This window comes from Photobacterium satsumensis (assembly GCF_050336935.1).
In the GTDB taxonomy this organism is placed as follows: domain Bacteria; phylum Pseudomonadota; class Gammaproteobacteria; order Enterobacterales; family Vibrionaceae; genus Photobacterium; species Photobacterium satsumensis.
In genome coordinates this window covers 211,505-232,391 of record NZ_JAKJSK010000007.1, presented here as the reverse complement: position 1 = coordinate 232,391, position 20,887 = coordinate 211,505, and the positions used below count along the sequence as shown (strand labels likewise).

The window sequence follows — 20,887 nt, the reverse complement described above, 5'->3', positions numbered from 1 at the left end:
CTCGTATTCGTATTATGTTCTCAAGCATGATCATACCTAGGTGAGAAAGAATACGACAATCACTGACCGCCAATTTTTTTGGCGCTGGCGAAGACATTCAATACTGAATAAAGGATAATTACAATTCCTCCCCACTGACTAAGGGATACTGGATTACATGAAACTTAGCCAATTAGCCCTGTTTCTTGAAACCTGTGAGTCTGGATCGATCACGGAAGCGGCAAAAAAGTGTGGTAAAAACCGCACGACGGTTAGCTCGGCACTGAGTGCGTTGGAAGATGAACTAGGCGTTTCACTACTCCAACGCAGCGGCAACCAGGTACAGCTGACAGAGATTGGCGAAGCCATAAAAAGCGATGCCGAGCGGATCATCATGATTGCTAATGATATCCATGCCAAATGCCAACAACATCTCGAAGGGGTTGAGTCAGCGCTACGCATTGCTAGGGATGATGCACTGCCTGAATCGTTTTGGCGCCAGTTGGTTCATGATTTGAGTGTCAACTATCCCAACAGCAGTATCTCTATCTATGTCGCACCGCCTCCCGAGCTCGATGAAATGGTAGAGCAGAACATGGTAGATATGGCTTTTTGCCTGTTGCCAACGACGGATAACCTACCCAATAACCAATATACCCAGCTCGGTCAGATCCGCATGATGTCCGTAGCCCGCGCCGATCACCCTCTTAACCAACTCACTGACGTGGTCAGCGACGACTTGGCCCATGCCACAGAATTTGTATTGGCAGCGATCAAAGATCAGAGCCTGACCGCTGTTTCGCCGACCTCTAGCAACTATATCGCTCTCACTTTTTACGAACACCTGCGTAATGCGGTGCTCGATGGTAATGGCTGGTCAACCGTGCCGTCAGTACTGATCAATAGCTATTTGAGAGACGGTACGTTGAAAGTCCTCAACCATTATCAGTCGATGCGCTGGCAGCCCTATGGGGTGATCTACGGTAAGCATATCCAACTGGGGCGAATATCCCGCTGGCTTTCAACACAGCTGGAGGCTTATATCGATAAAGAAGCCCATTAAGTGCAGCTGACATAAGGATGTCACGATAACTCAAACAAAAGGTCATGTGTATGCCTCCGCTGATCCTTGTTGGCGATATCATTGATTTATGGTCATTAAAAAATAAACACCACTAGCCTGAAAGCCATAACCAGATCATCCGATTGCTGCTTGAGCAAGGTCGAAAAAGCCACCCAAGCTGTCGAGCGCTTTAGCCAAGCCGCGTTCAATCACGCCCGTCACCAAGGTGCGGATGCCATTGTCTGGGATCATATCCACCAGCCACTCGCTGAAAATTGTTGCAAACAATACCCGTCCAGCGGTTTCAACAGACAAAGTGGCTTAGTGGTACACCGCTAGGAGCCGTCAGTTTCACTGTTGAGCCATTGTCTTAACACAGAATCCCTATAATCAATGAAGTTTGTGACGCTTCAGAGGTAGGCCTAATGATAAAAAAATTAGTGGCCGAGTTTATAGGTACGTTCTGGTTAGTACTCGGCGGGTGTGGCAGTGCTGTATTGGCAGCGGCTTTTCCTGATGTCGGGATTGGTTTACTTGGTGTTTCACTGGCCTTTGGTTTGACCGTGGTCACCATGGCCTATGCCATTGGCCATATTTCGGGTTGCCACCTTAACCCTGCGGTGACGGTTGGCCTTTGGTCTGGTGGGCGTTTTCCGGCAGCTGACGTCATCCCTTATATCGTGTTTCAAGTACTCGGAGCCATTGCTGGCGCGTTTGTTCTTTATCTTATTGCCAGCGGGCAAGCCGGGTTCAGTCTTGCCGGCGGCCTCGCCTCTAATGGCTATGGCGACCATTCTCCCGGTAATTACTCCATGGTGTCCGGGTTTATTACTGAATTTGTCATGACGTTCATGTTTCTGTTCGTGATCCTTGGAGCCACCCACAAACTCTCATCGCCAGCAATGGCTGGGCTAGCGATTGGGTTGGCACTGACGCTGATCCACCTAGTCAGTATTCCGGTGACCAATACCTCAGTTAATCCTGCCCGCAGTACTGGTCCGGCAATCATGGTTGGCGACTGGGCGATGAGCCAACTGTGGCTATTCTGGCTAGCGCCTCTACTCGGTGCCCTGATTGCCGGTCTGGTTTATCGGTGGCTGTCACCTGACGAATAACCAGTACCCAAGCCTCAATAAAAAATGCGGCTCAATGCCGCATTTTTTATGTTTGTTAGCCAGATGATTGAATGCCCTTACCGACTACTCAAGATCCGCAACAATACCTGTACCGGGTGCTTCATTTTAATATGCTCGAAGCGCTTGGCCTGACTACGGCAAGAGTAACCGGTTGCCAAACAGCGGTCGACATCCAAGTTGGCAAGGCTTGGCTGCCAACTCAAGGCATAAACCCCCTTTGATGTCTCGAGCTTGTCTTTTTCATGGCCGAATGTGCCAGCCATACCGCAACAGCCCACAGAGACCGATATCAGGTTCGCTCCAAAGTGATGGAAAATAGTCCCCCACTCTTTTTCAGCATTCGGAAGCTTAGTCTTTTCTGTGCAGTGCGCAAACAAATACCAGTCATCACCGTCAATTTTAGGTGATGCCGGCTTATCTTTCAGTGCCGGTAACAACCATTCATGCGCTGTCAGTACGTTGAATTCACCGCGTTTATTCCCCAGTACTTCATCGTATTCATCGCGATAACAGAGCACGAGAGCGGGATCGACCCCCACCATGGGAATACCTAATTGTGCCAGCTGATTGAGAAACTCTGCCGTGCTCTTGGCTGTTTTAGCGAATTGACGCAAGAAGCCTTTCACGTGCTGGGCTTTACCATTGGGCTTGAAAGGTACCAACATCGGTTTCTTACCCAGCCTCTCAGCCAAGAAAACCAAATCACGAACCACTTCAGCATCGTAATAGCTGGTAAATGGGTCTTGAACAATCAATACATAATTCTGCCGCTCCCGCTCTGAGAGTGCCTGCAACCACTGCAAGTCAAAACGGGTGGCATGATGGCCATCCAAGCATTCAAACAGTGTCGGCACCGACAGCGCCGGCATATCAACATAGCCAATTGCGTTTGCCGTTAAGCGCTTCGACCACTTAGGGCGCATAATGGCATTAAAGGTCGCTGGAGCTTTGGCCATGATCGGCAAATAGCTTTCGACATAAGCGACCAGGTAATCTTTCGCCGGGCGCTGGTAGCGACTGTAATACATATTCATAAAGCGCGAACGGAAACTCGGTACATCTACCTTGATCGGACATTGGCTGGCACAGGCTTTACACGCCAGACAGCCGTTCATTGCCTCCATGACTTCATGGGAAAAGTCATATTCATTGCGCTTGGCACCAAAGGTATTTCTAAAGCGGTCAATGATTTGCTTTACTGAGGGGGAGCTATCAAGCAATGTCTTTTCAAGCTCTACGGGATCAATCCCTTGCTCAGACAATAAGCGGAGCCATTCACGTACCAGGCCTGCCCGCCCTTTCGGCGAATGGCGCCGGTCTGCACTAATTTTCATCGACGGGCACATCGGTGAGCTGGTGTCGTAGTTAAAGCAAAGGCCGTTACCGTTACACTCCATTGCTTGTTTGAAACTATCTCGCACCTTAACCGGGATCTGCCGGTCATAATAACCCCGCTTCACCCCATCAACCTTCACCAATTCGTCGTCATTGTCGAGCGGTGTACAGATCTTACCCGGGTTCATCCGGTTGTCGGGATCAAACGCCGCCTTAATTCTACGCAACTCGGTATACAGCTCATCACCAAAGAACGCCGGCCCATATTCAGAGCGATAACCTTTACCATGCTCGCCCCACATTAGGCCGCCATATTTCGCAACTAAAGCAACAACTTGATCAGAAATCTGCTTCATCAAACGTTCTTGTTCAGGATCACACATGTCGAGCGCGGGCCTTACATGCAGTACCCCCGCGTCAACATGGCCGAACATACCGTAATTTAGCTGGTATTCATCTAATAGCTGGCGGAACTCGGCAATAAAGTCTGCTAAATTTTCCGGCGGCACGCAGGTATCTTCAGCAAAAGGCACCGGCTTCTTGCTACCTTTGGCCGCGCCCAGAAGCCCCACGGCTTTTTTACGCATATTGTAGATTTTTTGGATATCAGCGAGCTCATTACACACCTGATAGCCAATAATGCCGTGTTGGTTGTTTGCCAGCATCTCATCAAGCTGCTGGCACAAAGCCGTTACCTGTTGCTGGTTCTCTTGGGGATCGTTACTGGCATACTCGACGATGTTAATACCCAGCATTTCTTGATTAGGCACATCGGTGATCAAGTCACTTACCGTATGCCAAACAATATCTTGCTTGGCCAGATTCAGTACCCTGGAGTCCACTGTTTCCACAGATAAGGCTCTCGCCTCGACCATCATCGGGGCATTACGCAGTGCCGAATCGAAACTGTCGTACTTGATATTGACCAAGGTGCGGGATTTCGGAATGGGAGTAAGGTTGAGCTTAGCTTCAGTAATAAAGGCTAATGAGCCTTCCGAGCCACAGAGCAACCGGGTGATGTCAAACTGACTGAGCTCGTCATCGAACACATTCTTTAAATCATAACCGGTGAGGAAGCGGTTAAGCGGCGGGAACTTATCGACAATTTGCTCTCGCTTGTCTCGACAAACGTGCTCCGACACCTTATGTGCCCGAGTTGCCAACCCGCCAGTATCCGCCAAAGACTGGATCTCCTCGCTGTGCAGCGGTTCGGTATCTAATACCGACCCATCCACCAACACCGCCTTGAGCCCCAGCACATGATCAGATGTTTTACCGTACTTGAGTGAGCCTTGACCTGACGCATCGGTATTTATCATGCCACCGACCGTTGCCCGGTTACTGGTCGATAAATCCGGCGAGAAAAAGAAACCATGAGGGCGCAAAGCGTCGTTGAGCTGATCTTTGATCACCCCGGTTTGAACCCGAGCCCACCCCTCTTCAGCATTGATTTCCAGTACCTTGTTCATATGGCGAGATAAATCAACCACGATACCCGGCGTTAACGACTGACCATTGGTTCCTGTTCCCCCGCCCCGGGCAGAAAAAGTAATGGTTTTAAAAGCATCAACTTGAGCCAACTGGCCAAGTACAATCAGATCTTGGGTTTGAGTCGGGAATACCACAGCCTGAGGCAACTGTTGATAGACGCTATTATCCGTCGCCACTGCAAGGCGGCTGGCGTAGGCGCTTTCAATGTCCCCACAAAAGCCTGATTTCTCTAGCTCTTGCAGGAATGACAGTACGACATCTTCAGTACCGTTTGGGTGTGTCAGTGCAGGTAACATTGCTCTCCTTTTCCAGTATCACGCCGTATCCTACGACGACTGGCCTCTCTATGCGTTATTATTTGGTTATCGTCACACTTTACCCTACCGGTATCGGGAAAAAAAGCGCCTGATTCAAACCACTAACACCGATGCGCCGCTTGCACCAAGATATGCCATGGCCGTGCTAACGGCTTACCAAAGCCCTTACCCAGGCAGAGCCAGCAAGCATCCAAGCTGTCAAAGAGAGGTAACCGACACCTTTTATCCCCAGCACAATCAAACTCACCGTCTGCATCGATGACAAAACGATAATGGTACCATTAATGGCGAGTGCCCCCGCGACAACACAGACACAGGCAACGAGCTGGCGAATAAATGGCATAGTCGGTGTGCTTTGATTAACTTGCACGGCATAATCAATACTCAGGAAGGCCCCAAGCAAAACAGCAAACAGGTATGCCTGACCGGGTACCAGAGAGAGGCCCGCCGACGCGCCGACTAACACACTCAAGCCCAACCAGAACCAGCGATTGGTTAATTGGCGTTGGAAAACAGTAAACTCGTAATTTCGCCAAACAATAAATATCGCAACGATGACGATACCCAGCATCAAGCTCAACACTGCATCGCTGATAAAGTGAACACCTAACCATACTCTCGCCACACACTGGCCCAAAATCAATAGCACCATCACCACAGCAATCAATCGTTGTTGCCCAACTGAAGAAAAACGTCGCTGTAGAAAATACCCCCAGATCCCGAATATCAATGTCGTCATCAATATATGACCGCTCGGAAAGCCAAAGCCATACGCATTGGATTTTTGCAGTTCAGGGACAATAAAAAATGGGCGAGGAAGCGCCAGTCCATGTTTTAGCAAAGAGGCACAAAACAAAGAGACCACCATCAAGAAGGCCACTTCAAGAAATAAAGGCGTGCGGAAATAACCGGCAAAAACAACGGCCATGAGAAAGACAAACCATGGCTCCCCCATGACACTGATACCGCGCATTAACCCAGTAAATAACCATTGTGCTTGTGCTGACCAAGTTGAAGAATAGTGCTGGATCTGCTCAATCAATCCTAGCTCGTATTGATGCAGCAAACTGATCTCAGTATCTAAACGCTCATAGATGATCACATCACTTTCGGGAGTTACAGCAAGCCATAGAGGTAGTAGCGGCGCATCTTCTGCGTAGCGATATTCCTGTTTATCAATAGCTGCGGGATCAATAAGGTAGGTACGTTCAACTTCCGTTGCAAAATGCTTGGAAAACCATGATGCAACAATCGGATACCCTCTGCTGTCTTTGAACGACGATACCGGGATCGGTGATACTGCCTGACAAGCGTATATTGCCGCCCGCCCGCGGTATTGAATAAGGTGCTTGACCTCTACCCCAATACCCGCTTCTTCGAGCGCTTCACGCGCAGCGGCTTGCTGAGGGGTATCACCTTTATCAATATAGCCACCGGGCAGGGAAAACTTCTTGGTGATCACTTCCGATAGCAGCACCAACTTATCACCATGACGGATCACGCATACAGCGCCCACTATATTATCAGGCAGAGACTTTTTATCAGATAGGGCATTATTATCAGACAGGGCATTCGCAGAAACCGGTCGTTGTTCTGCCACAACACTTAAACTCAAGAGCGATAATATAAGGTATCCTAAATATAGAATAATTGGGGTTGTTTTCACCGTAATAGCCAATAGATACTCAAAGGGAGATTAATGCTAATACTATCAACAAAAATATCGCTAAGCCATTGAAATAAAATGATGATATATTTCACACTCGATCATCAGCTTACCGTTATAAGAGCATTGCATAATAACAACCTTTATACCTATAACCCATGATGCGATATGAATAAACCAACCACTTTACCCGAATTACCACCGACTTATTACCGAGATAACTTCATTTGCTTGATCAATACCGTCAATAAAATGTACGGCGATCTTCTGGCAAGCAATGAAAAACACTGGTATGACTCATTTTCCGCACTCAGTGAAGCTGCACAGTGTTTGTATATCCGACTCTTAACCCGCAAAGGGCCTTATTTTCGCTACGATAAGATCCATTACCCTGAGATTGACTCGGTTGATGCTGCCTTCACTGAACTTAAACAAGCCAAAATGGTTAGCCTTAATCCAAATAATATTTGCTATGACACCTTTTGTGCCCTCTACAGCAAGCCAGAACTGCTCCAGCTATTTGATTTTCTGGCCTCTCATAAACAAGCGAAGAAACCTGATATTGTCAATCAGGTGATCAACCACCAGCCAGATATCAGCCTACATACGGTTCGGCTGGTAGAGGTTTACCACAATGAGCACCTCCCCGTCTTTTTCTTGTTGTTTTTTGGCAATAGCCATCAAGATCTCAGTCAGTTTGTCTTGGCTGATCTTGGTCTACATCAGTTTGAGGACTATCCGATAGACCCAAATTACAGGTTGTTCCAGCAACGGCAGGATATCGATCAATGGCTACAGCTATCAGCCCTGAACGAGCTATATTGGCAATACAAAGAAGCGAAGGATCTCACCGCTATTGCGGCCATGGCAGAATCCTTGCCCGAACGTTTTGACTGGCCTCCCTTAGAGCGAAAAAGGCAACAGCTTATCAATCATGTTGGCCGTGATATCGAAAGGTTGGGTAGCAACGTTCCTGAAAAGCTGGATCAAGCTCGTCTACTCTATCAACAAAGTGAGCGCCCTCCCTCAAGGGAGAGGCAAGTCAGGATCCTCGACAAACAAGGCAATATTTCGCAAGCACTGGCCCTAGCCCAGTTAATACAGGCCTCCCCGACCAACGAAGAAGAAGCGGATGTCGCGGATGTCCTCACCCATCGCCTGCTCAATAAGCTTGGCAACAAGCAACCGCCGCGGAAAAAGCCCCAATTCGAAAACGAACGTCTTTGTCTTGCCCAACACCAAGCCAGCGTGGAACTGGATGTTGCAGCTTATTTCCAACAGCACGGTTGGCACAGCTATTACCTTGAGAACACCCTACTTTGTGGTTTATTCGGCCTCGCACTATGGGATATTATCTTTTCAGCTCAACAAGGCGCTTTCCTCAACCCATTCCAACGCTCGCCGAAAGATATGTTTTCCCACAAATTCTACCTAAGCCGCCGGCTACAGATAGACGAGCGGTTGGCGGCATTGGAGTCAGGTGAATGGCAGGATTGGCTCGAGATCTATCGTGCCAAGCAAGGTATTAGCAATGACTGGGTTAACTGGGATATGTTACCTGAAGCGATAGTCCACCAGGCCGTTTCGGCGATTCCAACATCGGCTTTAGTTGCGATATTCAAACGGATACTGTTCGATCCAAGGAACAACCGCAATGGTTTCCCCGATTTGATCCTGTTCAAAGACGAACAGTACTGCTTTGCTGAGGTAAAAGGGCCCGGCGACACACTACAAAAAAACCAAATTCGTTGGCTGAAGATGTTCCAGCAAAATCAGATCAACGCGAAAGTCGTGTATGTGGAATGGGTGTAAGACCAGGTTTTGGATACAGATCACATTACATAACTTTGTACAGGCTAATAGAAATAAAGTTCAGAAAATAGTTTGTAAAAAATTATTTCTCTGAACTTTTCAATCTGTATTAAATACAAACAAAGCAAAGCAATAAATCGCAATAAAATAACAATTTAAAAACAGTTAACAATAAACCTACTCAAACAACATTCAACGGGTTAAATGAATACTAAAGTATGACTACTGAGAATAACCACAAATGAATATGGCCAAATACAAACAACAAGCATAGTAGCAATTTACCACCACCAACTTAAAGCCATAACCAACAAATCATTATAAAAACAACAGACTAAAAACAGCAGGCACTATCTAGAAATAATTAAACACCCCAATATAGAGTATTTACTTTATTTTATGAACGTATTGAGGTATAAATAAAAACGTGAATTCAACGAAAACACCATCACTCGAATATATTTAATAATTCCAACACCTCCACAACAAAACATAATTAACTGGTCAGATTTGTTGTATTTACACTCCCTCCTAGAATTCTCTCGAATTTATGCGCATGCATTAATCGCTATAAAACTAATTACATAATATTAAAGAATTCTATATGTTCAAGAAGCGTTTGTTATCCTGTGCTGTATTAACGGCACTCTCTGTTGCGTCTGCACAAAGCATGGCAGCAGGTTTCCAACTCAATAGCCAATCAGCGACTGGCCTTGGCCGCGCTTTTGCGGGTGATGCTGTTATTGCAGATAATGCCTCAGCGATGGCCCGCAACCCTGCAACCATGGCGATGTTCAAAGAAACCAGCATGTCCTTGGGTTTCACTGTTATTGACACTGACGTACGTATTAAAGACGGTACTTATAATCAATTTAAGGTCACAGATACCGCTCTGGGTCCTGTTCCTGGTAACAATGAAATCGATATTTCAGGTACTGACGGTATTGGTAGTACTGCTGTAGTTCCTAACTTCTACTTAGTTGTTCCAGTCAATGATCAGTGGGCATGGGGTCTCTCCGCTTATTCCAACTTTGGCACCGGTACCGAGTTTAAAGATGACTTTGCCGCTTCCGTATTTGGCGGTACAACCGATATTAAGAGCATGAACTTTGGTGCCAGTGTTTCATACCGCCTGAACGAGCAATGGAGCTTAGGTGCCGGTCTGGATCTGATTTATGGTATCGGTAAGCTAAAGCGTGATATAGATTTTGAAAACTGCCAAAACGAAGGCAGTATCTGGAACCCAGACTGGCAATGTAATACCCACAAATTCAACGCCCTTGATGTCGATGCATCTGGCTTTGCTGTCGGTGGTAATATTGGCGTGGTTTATGAGCTGAACGACAATCATCGCTTTGGTCTTTCCTACCGCTACAGCCCGACCGTCACAGCCAAAGGTGACGTTAATACGATTACCGGCGATACCAATAAAATGGACATGCCACTACCGGACATGGCCGAGTTCTCAGGTTATCACCGCCTAGCCGATAAATTTGCCGCGCACTATAGTGTGCAATGGGTACAGTGGAGTGCCTTTGATTCATTACAAATGGCCGGTATTGAAAAAGAGTATGCATGGAAAGATGCTGGCCACATTTCAGTCGGTGGTACTTACTACCTGAACAATGATTGGACGCTGCGCGCTGGCTACATGTATGACGTAGCCGCTACGGACGAAATCAAGTCTATTTCTATCCCGGATTCGGATCGCCAATGGTTATCGGCAGGCTTTACCTACCACATTGACTCTCGTTCAAATATCGATTTTGGTGCCACCTACCTCCTTGGTAAAGATACCCAAGTCGACGAGTTCATGGGCGTTGATACTCCAATCGGTGACATCGGTACCAGCGTGTCAGCCACGACCCGTGCAGATGCAATCCTCGTCGGCCTACAATACAGCCGCAGCTTCTAATTGCTAAGCTTAAGTTCAAAAGAAAAAGCGGAAACCATGTTGGTTTCCGCTTTTTTTGCTCAAGTCTCTTACTTAGCTAATGGCTTACTTAGGAAAGTAATCAAACAAAATCTCTTCACCAATAAGTCCATCACAAATGCCACCGTAATTGCTCAGGCCTGCATCTTGCGCTGGGTTATATGCTCTATCCCAATCCACTTGCTCTACAAACTCACCCTCAGCATTGATCATCAATACCCTGTCAGTACTGTTGCGCAGGTATTCATCGAACAACGCATCGGTAAACCAAACTCGTGACATGGTGTTCATCAATTTACGATCTTGCTTGTTTGGATAAATCTTATCGCCAGCGATATTCACCGCCTTGTTGAATACAAACGGCAATTCTGATGCATGACACGCTTTACCAGTACCGTCTGTATTGCTACAACTCAATGCTGCCAAATCACCCATGGTACCGTGGCCAAATGGCCAGATATTGATGCTCGATGTGTAATCGTAGTGGTACAAAGTCGTATTCTTGTCAGTCTGAATTTGATTATCGACGACATTACGCGCAGCACAGGTAAATAATAGGTCATTCGCTAATTTACGGATTTGGCCGATATTACCCAGCGCCCCTTTCTCACCGTCTACACCGTTACCGGTTAAGGTTTTATCATCAAACGGGGCATAATCAGCAAACTCCAATGCGTTGTTTGCCGTTTGGTTCTGAAGTCCCAAGAACAAACGGGTAATGATCGGGTACAGGTTTTGCCGGGTAATGACTTCATCCGGCATAGCTTCAAGCTCTTTTTGAATCGCCTTCATCTTGGCAGCCAGATCTCGGTCAATTGCCCAAACACCCCAATAGTATTTTTTGATTAGTGCAATAACTTCTTCTTTCGGCGCGCTGATATCGGTTGTATCACTCTGAGAAACACCCGGCATGATCAAAGGCACTCGCTCGCCTGTAGCCGGATCAACTGTCGTGATGTTGTACAGGAACAGCCAATCCAACATCGAGGTAAAGATATTCGCTTCATCGGTGTTAAAGCCTACGACGGTAGGAACATGAAACTGTGTATCAATCGGTTGCTCAACGACGTGGTAACCTTCAATCTCTCCCCCACCGATAATGCTCTTTTCTCTACTTTCAATATAAGGAGCAAACGGCAAAAAGCCTGATGTCGCAGGGAAAGAAGTCACAAGCCCGGTTACCAATTGCATTGGTTCTTTGGCATAAGCCTGGATCACCTTCAATTCATCAAGACTTAGCGCTTCTAGCGGCTTTTGAAACTGTTCCTGCGCTTGCGCATCTAGCTGCTCTTCTAAGCGCTTGGCAGAGCCGTAGTCTTTATAGGCAATACCATACGGGTTGCTCTGCATGATCGCACGCTGATAGTAAGGCCCTGCGATCGTGTTGTCCTGTTGCAAAATACCAATCGACATCGCACCAGCACTCTCACCGAATACGGTCACATTGGTGTTGTCTCCACCAAACTGAGATATGTATTTATTTACCCACTCAAGCCCCTTTTTCTGATCTCCGATACCGAAGTTGCCGCCCTGAGGCTGCTCTTCTACGTTGACCCACTTACTTCCTAATAAGCCAACGCGGTAGTTAAGCGACACAGCAATAAACGGCTTCTCTCGCTTACCAAGGGCAGTATCAGAAATACTCTGCGCAACGATGGTATCAGCTTGGTTCAAAGGCGATGAACCGGCACCACTTTCAAATGAACCACCATGGATGAAAACATATACAGGTAATGGTTTCTGGTCGGCAGTAGGAACTGGACGCCAAATGTTAAGACTCAAGCAGTCTTCCGATTGTTCGGTTTCAGAGTTACCAAGCTGCGGGCAAATGGCACCAAACTCTGAGGCATCTATATCCCCTGTTGGATTGGTTAGCTTACTGTGCTCGAAACGTTCAGCACTAGCAAAACGAATACCTTTAAATGCTTCGATCTCAACGGTTTCAGCCTGACCAGCCAGATTACTGATGGCACTTTTTTCAACCAAACCTGTAATCTGGGCTTCGCCCACCTCGACAGTCACATTTGACGGCAAAACATTTTCTTTGCCTGATGTTGATGAATCATTATTACAAGCAACCAAGGCCAACGCGATGCCCGTTGCAATTATAGAGCGGGAATAAATTTTCATAATTATAGTCTTTATATGCTTCTTGTTTTTTATTAATAAGCACCTTTAAGCAACGAGATATTATCCCATCGTTTATAATAAAGGTTCTTGTATGCTTTTATTATAATTAATCTATTGTGAAATTAAATCGAATATTGATCTGGTCTGACGTTTTAATAAACACTAGAACATGAAACAAAACAGTTAAATCCAAAACAATAAAGCATATACCAGCCCCACCTATACCCCTGCTGAATGGTATTTTTTAATAACTATAAGAATCATAGACATATAGCTATCATCCATGGTAAAAAATTAGATACATCAATCCTAATATGGATGGTTAACTTGCCTCATATCACAACCGAAACATTGTAAATTTAAATATAAAATTTAGACGTATTTCACCCCATAATAATTAAACTATAGTATTTAACACCACTCACCACAACATCAAAACAAATATATTATTAACAACTGGTCAGAGTTGTTTAAATAAATACTCACTCTAGAATCGCAACATAATTTATGGCGATATTAAAACGCCAAATTCAATAATTAAAAAAGATATATACACATGTTCAAGAAGCGCCTTTTAACAAGTGCTGTAGTTTCGGCTATTGCACTTTATTCAACGCCCTCACTAGCAGCAGGGTTCCAATTAAATAGTCAATCTGCAACGGGTCTTGGCCGTGCTTTTGCCGGTGACGCAGTGATTGCAGACAATGCCTCGGTAGCTGCCCGTAACCCAGCGGCAATGGCTTTATTTAAAGAGGCTAACTTTTCTCTGGGTTTCAATGTCATCGCTACTGATGTCAAAGTGAAATCAGGTACTTACCACCAACCCAAAGTGATCGCTGGTATAGATGGTGAAATCCTGGGCGTGGAATCAAACAGCTACGATATTTCAGGCACTGATGACATTGGTGGCACTTCATTGGTACCCAACCTGCACCTTGTAATGCCTATAAATGAGAAATGGGCATGGGGCTTGTCTGCATACTCGAACTTTGGCACCGCAACCGAATTTGAAGACGACTTTTCAGCCTCCATCTTCGGCGGCAAAACAAGCGTTAAAAGCATGAACCTAGGGGCGAGCCTATCCTATCGCCTCAATGAGCACCTCAGTGTCGGTGCGGGCCTAGACATCATCTACGGTGTAGGTGAACTATCCCGCGATTTTGATGCAGAAGTTTGCCCTGCCGTTATGGGCAGCCCGCTCTTCTGTACCGAGCTAAAACAAAATGTCTTGGACGTTGATGCATCGGGTACAGCGCTTGGCTGGAACGCCGGTTTGGTTTACGAGATCAATGAAAATCACCGCTTTGGCCTTAGCTACCGCTACAGCCCAACCGTTGAAGCGAAAGGCGATGTCATGGGTGGCATGCAAACCGCTGGCTCTATGGATTTACCCCTACCAGATATCGCCGAATTTTCAGGTTACCATCGCCTAAGCGACAAATTCGCGGCCCACTACAGCCTACAATGGGTTGAATGGAGCGCATTCGATACACTGCATATCGGCGCCATTGAAAAAGATTATCAATGGAAAGATGCCGGCCATATTTCCGTCGGTGGTACTTATTACCTGAACAATGACTGGACACTGCGTGCTGGTTACATGTACGACATCGCGGCAACCGACGAACTGAAATCGATCTCAATTCCGGATTCTGATCGTCAGTGGTTCTCTGCAGGCTTTAGCTACCATCTCAGTCAAAAAGAGAGTATCGATTTTGGTTTGACTTACCTCGTCGGTCAAGATGTCACTTTTGACGAAAAATTAAGTCCAGAGCTGGATGCTCCATCCATTACCGGGGCAACGACACGTGCCGATGCTATCTTGTTCGGCTTACAATATAGCCGTTCGTTTTAAGCTGTAGTTCATACTGCTCAACATAAAGGGCGAAAACTCTCTTGGGTTTTCGCTTTTTTAGATCTCAATGTTTTTGTTTTTTTTCATAAATTAGCATGGTGAAGCACCTGTCTTGGGTCTAAGATTTATTGTATCAATTTCATGATTACAGCATGTTTCTTAGACTTGGCTTTTTTCTTTGATCCCATGCCCATCTTCTCATCACGATCTTGGTCAACACCATGAGAAAAACAAGAACCGTACATAAAGTTCGTTTTGGCACAAAGCGTGGCCTCCAGACCACTTTTATCAAGCCGTCAGAACTTGAAGAACTTAACCCGTTTGTGCAATGGGATCATTTCACCGCCAAAGCGTTGCTTCATGCTAAGCGACTCGACTACCAAAGCCATTCGGGTATTGATACTGTCTGCTACCCCGTGATCGGCAAGCTAAGCCACCATGACTCAACTGGCAACCATGTTACGCTTGCCAGCGGTGATGTACATATCATGACGTCGGGCGACGGCGTCATTCACAAAGAGATCATGACCCCACAAAATGGGCAAGTAGAGTCTTTTAGCCTCGGCACCGTTCTGCCGGCAGGGAAAATCGAAATGGCACCGGCTAGCTGTATCAACTTGCACGCCCAGAAAATGCCTTTGATTGAGGAGCATGATTCAACCACAAAGGTGATTATCGGACGCTACAAAGGCGCTGCCAGTCCAGTTAAATACAGTATTCCAATGACCTTCCTCGATATCATGATCGCTCCTTATGGTTGTTGGTCTTTTGATACCGATCCGGAGCAAATTGCCGGATTTGTTTATTTACGCTCAGGTAGCGTGTACATTAGCGGCAGTCAACTTCACCATCAGCAAATGGCAACATTGGTCCCGTCATCTTTACCGATAGAGATCAGAACAAGTAAGCTCGGTGCAAGGATCTTTATCGCTACAGGCAAACCCCAACAACAACCACTATTTTCAAACCAGCATTCAGTCCACTCGTCACCGCAGAACATGACAAAAGCGACACAAAACATCGATCATTTGCTCACATCAAGAAAGTGATCTTGCTCCACAGCACGGCCATTAAGTGATCTTCATCACAAAATATAACACTCAATTTTTTGACGCTTTTTACCGCCTACCCACTCTCCACTCTCTGAGTTCGGGTTGCTTTTGACCCATCCTGTTCAAAACTCAACCAGCAATTACCGCAGTTTTGCTATTGCGAAAAAGCGTGACAATTTTCTGCCCTTAGCACATCCCCAAAAAGAATACATCAGATACAACCCCTGCCAGCACATTCCTAATAACGATATATCCAGAAATCATAAAAATAACATAAACCTTTAAAATTAAAGGTTTTATTTTATTATCTTACTATCTAATTCCACCTATGTTGACAGGTCGCTACATTATGCCGGTACCCTTTTTACGCTCAGACTTGTTGATATTGACCCGCAGCAAGATTTTACTGCCAGTACTGGTTGGCCTATGTAGCGTAAAGGGACAGGCCAACGATCTCACGCAATTAATGTCCATGAGCCTCGAAGAGCTCACAATGGCCGATATCCACGTCACGTCTGCCGCAAAAAAACCACAATCACTGAAAGATATTCCGGCCGCTGTCTATGTTATTAGCAATGAGCAGATCCGACGAAGCGGTGTTCGCTCGATAGCCGAAGCGCTCGCTTTGGCGCCAGGTGTACAGGTAACCCGTATTTCAGAGTTCAATTGGCAGGTGTCGTTGCGTGGGCTCAATGAAGTCTTGTTCAACAAACTACTCGTCATGGTCGATGGCCGCACAGTTTACAGCCCCTTGATGTCTGGTACATTCTGGCACACCATCGATACCCTGCTTGAAGACATTGATCGGATCGAAGTTATTCGGGGGGCCGCAGGCACTATGTGGGGTGGCAATGCCGCCAACGGTGTGGTCAATATCATCACTAAAGACAGCCAAGATACACTTGGTCACTATGGGGAAATAGCCGGTGGTGACTATGGATACCGAGATCTAAATTACCGTTACGGAACTCGACTCAATGACAATGTCACCGCCCGGGCGTTTGTAAAAGGGGTAAAAGGCGATTATTACATTGAAAATGATGACTCCTGGCGCAACCTTCGCGGCGGAATAAGAGCGGATATCAGCCAAGATAATCGTAAAATTACCCTTCAAGTCGGCGGTTATCAAACCAAGTCTGATCACAATTGGCTTTATGCCGACTTTTCATCAATGTCTCCTTACAGCTTTTACCATGAAACAGAACTTGACGTCTATTCAGAGGGGGCGTACATCAGTGCCAATTGGCAAGAGCAGCACGACAACGGCTTCTATGAATTAAACCTGTGGGCCGATACCAATTCGACTGATGAGCCCTCTGCGGCAGGGAAGTTCCATACGTTGGATCTGGATGCTCTCGCCCACCAGCAACTCAACCCCGACCACCAGCTCACTCTTGGTGGTGGGGCTCGTGTTATCCACCGCCGAGCGGCACCCTACCCTGATAACCGCTACAGCCATATTGAACCTTGGGGACGATACAGCCGCGATCCAATTGGCACTGATACCATTTTAAATGCCTATTTTCAGCTGGAATCCGAGTTGACAGAAACACTGACCTCAACGTTAGGTGTCAAGGTGGAACACTTCAGCCTCAACAACAGTACCGAACTTCAACCTCAGGCACGTTTACTGTACAAACCTAGCAACAACCAACAATTTTGGCTCGGTGCCGCACGTGCTGTGGTCACCCCTTCTTTTGTTGCTACTAAAACAGATGGATACTTTTTGTCTTCTGTATGCCTAAACGCAGACTGCCAGGACAACCGTCCAGCCCTTGTTTACACGGCAGCCAATGAGGATCTCGATACTGAGTCGGTGGTGACCCTGGATTTGGGCCATCGCTATTTTGTCTCCGATAGCTTAACGATAGACAGCACTATTTTTTACAGCCACTACGATAACCTATTGATGGAAAGTGACAGTCAATGGCTTTGTATTTATGGCCAATGTATGGATGGTACACAGCTTCCCAGCGAGATCTTTACGCTAGTGCAGACCTACAGTGATAACTTAAAGCTGGAGAACTATGGATTTGAAACGGCCGTCAGCTGGTATCCCCTACCATCGTTCACTATCAATACCAGCTATAGCTATATTCAGACCTCTGCATCTTGTTCCGGCCATGCTAACTGTGAACCTAACACAACTACCGGCAGCAAGCTGTTATACGAACACCAACCCGCACATTTGCTCTCCTTGCAGACCCTGTGGCAGGTCACACCAGAATGGCAGCTCGACCTATGGTTCAAGCATAAAAGTGCCGTGTCGACAAACCATACCTTACTGCAGGCCCGATCTATCAGCACGCTTGATGCCAGAGTCGCATGGCATGAAAAACCTCATTGGCCCCGTATGGAATTGATAGCTGATGCCCTTGGAAAAAAACCTTATGAGGATATGCCAGGCATGGCCCGCATTGATCAAACTGTAATCCTCAAGGCAAGTTGGGGGTTCCAATAATGCTCCGTCGATGGTATCCGACTTTACTTTCCACGATAGCTTGCTTGGCTCTGCCATTCAGTTGGGCTGCGCAAGCAAAAAACCAGCACAGCCAAAGCTTTTCTGAATACGATATTAAGGCTGTTTATGTCTATCGCCTCGCAAGCTTTATCCGCTGGCCAGAGGGAAAAAAAAATAACATAAAGTACTGTACTCTAGGTGAAGATAAAACGACCCGCAGTTTACACGCCTTGTTTGCACAACCGGGCTCAAGAGGTGAACTTAAAGCAACCTCTTCGCTGACAGATGCAGCGTTGCATTGCGACCTTCTTTTCATCACCCATGATGCCATTCAGCCTATTACGCCACTACCGCAGTATAAGGGCCTACTCACTATTAGTGATTCACCCAATATGCTCTCCGAGGGGGGGATGATCGAATTACGAACATTGAATTATCAGATAAAACCCGCCTTGCATCGCGACAACATACAAAATGGCCAGCTAGAAGTCAGTTCACAGCTATTACGTATTGCCTTACTTATCGCAGGTTCCGATGGGGAAAATGGAGGTACCCATGAATAATTGGCTCAAAAACCTCACCCTCAACCAACGCTTATCTTTTCCGATTATGACTTTTAACTTGCTGGTATTGATCGGGTTTCAATTTATCAGCTACCAGAGCTACCTATCGATTGAGCGTGAAAACCTCGTCTCTAGAACCCAAGTGCTTGCCAAAGGCGTCGGTAGCAACTTGTCGGCCCCCGTTTTGTTCCATGATACTTTTGCCGCCAAAGAAGTTCTGTCAGCCCTGAAGGCCGACAGTCTAATAGCAAGAGCTCGGCTCGAGTTGCCTGATCACTCTTTGTTTGCTGGATTTGAAAACAAACAACTCACTTATGTTGCCCCAAATGAAATACAGCAACAAAACATCCGTCAAAATGGATACTATTTTGGCAAGGACAATCTCTACCTCATCGTGCCTGTCACCATTGACGGTGAGGAAATTGCCCATATCCATCTCGCAGTTTCTCTACTTAAAATCAATGAAATCCAAATAACCCACCTAAAGGTCAGCTTGTTTCTGTTTCTCATATTGATCATTACTAGCCTGTATTTTATCAACCGGATCCAGCACTGGGTGGTTACGCCGATCACCGAGATCAATAAAGGCATTCGTCGGCTAATCAAAGGTGATGAACACCGGCCTATACCCCACAGCCAATATACCAATGACGAGCTTAATGAGTTAACTCTTGGATTTAACAACATGGTGCACACCATCAACCAACGTAACATAGAGCTACGAAATGCCATGCAAAAGCTCGCGATGGAAAAAGCATTTGCCGATGAAGTGATTGAAACAGTGCAGCACGCCCTGATCGTTGTCGACAACGAAGGGGTGATCACGCTGGCAAATGAAGCTTGCCAAAAAATGTTCGAGTTATCGTCCTTTCAGCTATTCAATAAACCTCTAATTGATATTCTGCAACCCACAGAACGAGACGCTTTCCAGCTGTTACTTAATAACAAGCTCAACAAACACCAAGAGATTGAACACTTGGTAATTGAAAGCCGCGCCCATTCTCAAGAAATGCGAGTATTTCAGCTGGTAAGCCGGCCACTTCGAAATAAGCAGCAAGCGCTCTTTGCCATTGAGGACGTGACTGAGTGTCAGCGTGCCGATAGACAGCAAAAGCTCGTCACCAAAGTCTTCGACAACAGTCAGGATGCGATTTTACTGTTTGATAGTGATGCTCGAATCACCATGGTCAATACGACTTTTATTCGTCTATCAGGGTTCAGCGAGGACGATATTTTAGGTCAGCATTATTACCGTATTATCGACGAGGATAAATTTTCCCCCGTTGTCCCCTTGATAAAAGAAGCACTTGCCACCCAAACGCAATGGCATGGCGAGATCAACCTCCAGACCAAAGATGGCCAGGAGCTTCCCCTGTATATTCGGGTCAGCCAAATTAACGAACCCCATAGCCAAGATCAGCAAACTGTCGTGATCGGATCCGATCTACGTTCCATGAAAAAAATGAAGCAACTCGAATATCAGGCTAACCATGACATACTGACTAACTTGCCAAATCGCGGTAAATTATATCAAACCCTTTACGACAAGCTTCGTGAACAACAACTATCAGGCCATTCCTTTTGTGTGCTGTTTCTTGATTTGGATGGGTTTAAAAATATCAACGACAATTTTGGCCATGATATTGGCGATCAAGTACTGATTACTATTGCCAATCGACTCACCCAAGCCGTTAATGACCAGGATGTTGTCGCCCGCATCGCCGGTGATGAATTCGTGGTTGTTTTATCCGAAGGGCAAAAACCGTCGAAAATACAGAATACCTGCCAACAAATTATGCAGCGCATTTCTGCACCAATAAAGATTGAGAATTATCATTTAAACATCGGGGCGAGTATTGGTAGCTATCTCGTTCAAAATGATGAGTATCAGAATATCAATGATATTTTGAGGCGGGCAGATAAAGCGATGTATAAAGCAAAACTGAAAGGTAAAGGCCAGCTCATTCACTATCTACCTTCCCAGCATCTTGAGCCAGAAACGGTGGCAAATGGCAAATGAGTATATAGCCTTGGGTATAACGGTAACTTGCTACCACTTCAGTGCTTTATGGCTGTGGTGGTGCTGTATGACAT

Annotated in this window: 13 protein-coding genes; 9 read left to right on the top strand and 4 right to left on the bottom strand. The window is 46.2% G+C overall.

Annotated elements, in window-relative coordinates; genetic code table 11:
* Window positions 1–157 precede the first annotated feature (157 nt).
* Window positions 158–1,042 carry a LysR family transcriptional regulator gene (locus L4D79_RS12770; protein WP_428651948.1) on the top strand — a complete coding sequence of 295 codons (885 nt, stop codon included), beginning with the start codon at window positions 158–160 and terminating at the stop codon, window positions 1,040–1,042.
* A 135-nt stretch (window positions 1,043–1,177) separates the two neighbouring features.
* Here L4D79_RS12770 and L4D79_RS12765 read toward each other — a convergent pair whose 3' ends face one another.
* Window positions 1,178–1,330, bottom strand: coding sequence for a hypothetical protein (locus L4D79_RS12765; protein WP_428651947.1), 153 nt, complete (start codon window positions 1,328–1,330; stop codon window positions 1,178–1,180).
* A gap of 140 nt (window positions 1,331–1,470) precedes the next feature.
* Here L4D79_RS12765 and aqpZ point away from each other — a divergent pair, with 140 nt between their 5' ends.
* The gene (gene aqpZ, locus L4D79_RS12760) at window positions 1,471–2,157 is read left to right on the top strand and encodes an aquaporin Z (RefSeq protein WP_428652591.1); all 687 of its coding nucleotides are present in this window, start codon (window positions 1,471–1,473) and stop codon (window positions 2,155–2,157) included.
* A 77-nt stretch (window positions 2,158–2,234) separates the two neighbouring features.
* Here the strand turns inward: aqpZ and ydiJ are convergent, their stop codons facing one another.
* Together ydiJ and L4D79_RS12750 are read right to left on the bottom strand one after the other, a co-directional pair.
* Window positions 2,235–5,300: a D-2-hydroxyglutarate dehydrogenase YdiJ gene (ydiJ, locus tag L4D79_RS12755; RefSeq protein WP_428651946.1), complete on the bottom strand. Its 3,066-nt coding sequence runs from the start codon at window positions 5,298–5,300 to the stop codon at window positions 2,235–2,237.
* A gap of 166 nt (window positions 5,301–5,466) precedes the next feature.
* Window positions 5,467–6,921 carry a phosphatase PAP2 family protein gene (locus L4D79_RS12750; protein ID WP_428651945.1) on the bottom strand — a complete coding sequence of 485 codons (1,455 nt, stop codon included), beginning with the start codon at window positions 6,919–6,921 and terminating at the stop codon, window positions 5,467–5,469.
* A gap of 234 nt (window positions 6,922–7,155) precedes the next feature.
* Here L4D79_RS12750 and L4D79_RS12745 point away from each other — a divergent pair, with 234 nt between their 5' ends.
* Both L4D79_RS12745 and L4D79_RS12740 read left to right on the top strand, forming a co-directional pair.
* Window positions 7,156–8,799: a VRR-NUC domain-containing protein gene (locus L4D79_RS12745; protein ID WP_428651944.1), complete on the top strand. Its 1,644-nt coding sequence runs from the start codon at window positions 7,156–7,158 to the stop codon at window positions 8,797–8,799.
* A gap of 604 nt (window positions 8,800–9,403) precedes the next feature.
* Window positions 9,404–10,714: an outer membrane protein transport protein gene (locus tag L4D79_RS12740; RefSeq protein WP_428651943.1), complete on the top strand. Its 1,311-nt coding sequence runs from the start codon at window positions 9,404–9,406 to the stop codon at window positions 10,712–10,714.
* 84 nt (window positions 10,715–10,798) lie between these two features.
* On the opposite strand, the gene L4D79_RS12735 is transcribed toward L4D79_RS12740, so the two are convergent.
* Complete coding sequence (locus L4D79_RS12735; protein ID WP_428651942.1) at window positions 10,799–12,862, bottom strand: carboxylesterase family protein; 2,064 nt, start codon at window positions 12,860–12,862, stop codon at window positions 10,799–10,801.
* A 556-nt stretch (window positions 12,863–13,418) separates the two neighbouring features.
* On the opposite strand from L4D79_RS12735, the gene L4D79_RS12730 reads away from it, so the two are divergent.
* The 5 genes from L4D79_RS12730 (at window position 13,419) to L4D79_RS12710 (ending at window position 20,813) form a co-directional block, all read left to right on the top strand.
* On the top strand, window positions 13,419–14,717 hold the full coding sequence (locus tag L4D79_RS12730) for an outer membrane protein transport protein (protein ID WP_428651941.1): 1,299 nt from the start codon (window positions 13,419–13,421) through the stop codon (window positions 14,715–14,717).
* 221 nt (window positions 14,718–14,938) lie between these two features.
* Window positions 14,939–15,766 (top strand): pirin family protein, encoded by an 828-nt coding sequence (locus L4D79_RS12725; protein ID WP_428651940.1) that lies wholly within the window; start codon window positions 14,939–14,941, stop codon window positions 15,764–15,766.
* A gap of 352 nt (window positions 15,767–16,118) precedes the next feature.
* The gene (locus tag L4D79_RS12720; protein WP_428651939.1) at window positions 16,119–18,230 is read left to right on the top strand and encodes a TonB-dependent receptor plug domain-containing protein; all 2,112 of its coding nucleotides are present in this window, start codon (window positions 16,119–16,121) and stop codon (window positions 18,228–18,230) included.
* Entirely contained in the window at window positions 18,230–18,793 is a 564-nt protein-coding gene (locus L4D79_RS12715; RefSeq protein ID WP_428651938.1) for a YfiR family protein, read from the top strand. The genes L4D79_RS12720 and L4D79_RS12715 overlap by 1 nt, the downstream gene beginning before the upstream one ends.
* A complete protein-coding gene (locus tag L4D79_RS12710; protein WP_428651937.1) occupies window positions 18,786–20,813 on the top strand; it encodes a diguanylate cyclase domain-containing protein in 2,028 nt (675 codons plus the stop codon). Before L4D79_RS12715 ends, L4D79_RS12710 begins: the two co-directional genes overlap by 8 nt.
* Window positions 20,814–20,887: the final 74 nt, after the last annotated feature.

Excerpts from the sequence above, each read along its gene's own strand:
- L4D79_RS12770 (WP_428651948.1), top strand. The coding sequence starts at position 158 with ATGAAACTTAGCCAATTAGCCCTGTTTCTTGAAACCTGTGAGTCTGGA.
- ydiJ (WP_428651946.1), bottom strand. The coding sequence starts at position 5,300 with ATGTTACCTGCACTGACACACCCAAACGGTACTGAAGATGTCGTACTG.
- L4D79_RS12745 (WP_428651944.1), top strand. The coding sequence starts at position 7,156 with ATGAATAAACCAACCACTTTACCCGAATTACCACCGACTTATTACCGA.
- L4D79_RS12740 (WP_428651943.1), top strand. The coding sequence starts at position 9,404 with ATGTTCAAGAAGCGTTTGTTATCCTGTGCTGTATTAACGGCACTCTCT.
- L4D79_RS12735 (WP_428651942.1), bottom strand. The coding sequence starts at position 12,862 with ATGAAAATTTATTCCCGCTCTATAATTGCAACGGGCATCGCGTTGGCC.
- L4D79_RS12730 (WP_428651941.1), top strand. The coding sequence starts at position 13,419 with ATGTTCAAGAAGCGCCTTTTAACAAGTGCTGTAGTTTCGGCTATTGCA.
- L4D79_RS12725 (WP_428651940.1), top strand. The coding sequence starts at position 14,939 with ATGAGAAAAACAAGAACCGTACATAAAGTTCGTTTTGGCACAAAGCGT.
- L4D79_RS12720 (WP_428651939.1), top strand. The coding sequence starts at position 16,119 with ATGCCGGTACCCTTTTTACGCTCAGACTTGTTGATATTGACCCGCAGC.
- L4D79_RS12715 (WP_428651938.1), top strand. The coding sequence starts at position 18,230 with ATGCTCCGTCGATGGTATCCGACTTTACTTTCCACGATAGCTTGCTTG.
- L4D79_RS12710 (WP_428651937.1), top strand. The coding sequence starts at position 18,786 with ATGAATAATTGGCTCAAAAACCTCACCCTCAACCAACGCTTATCTTTT.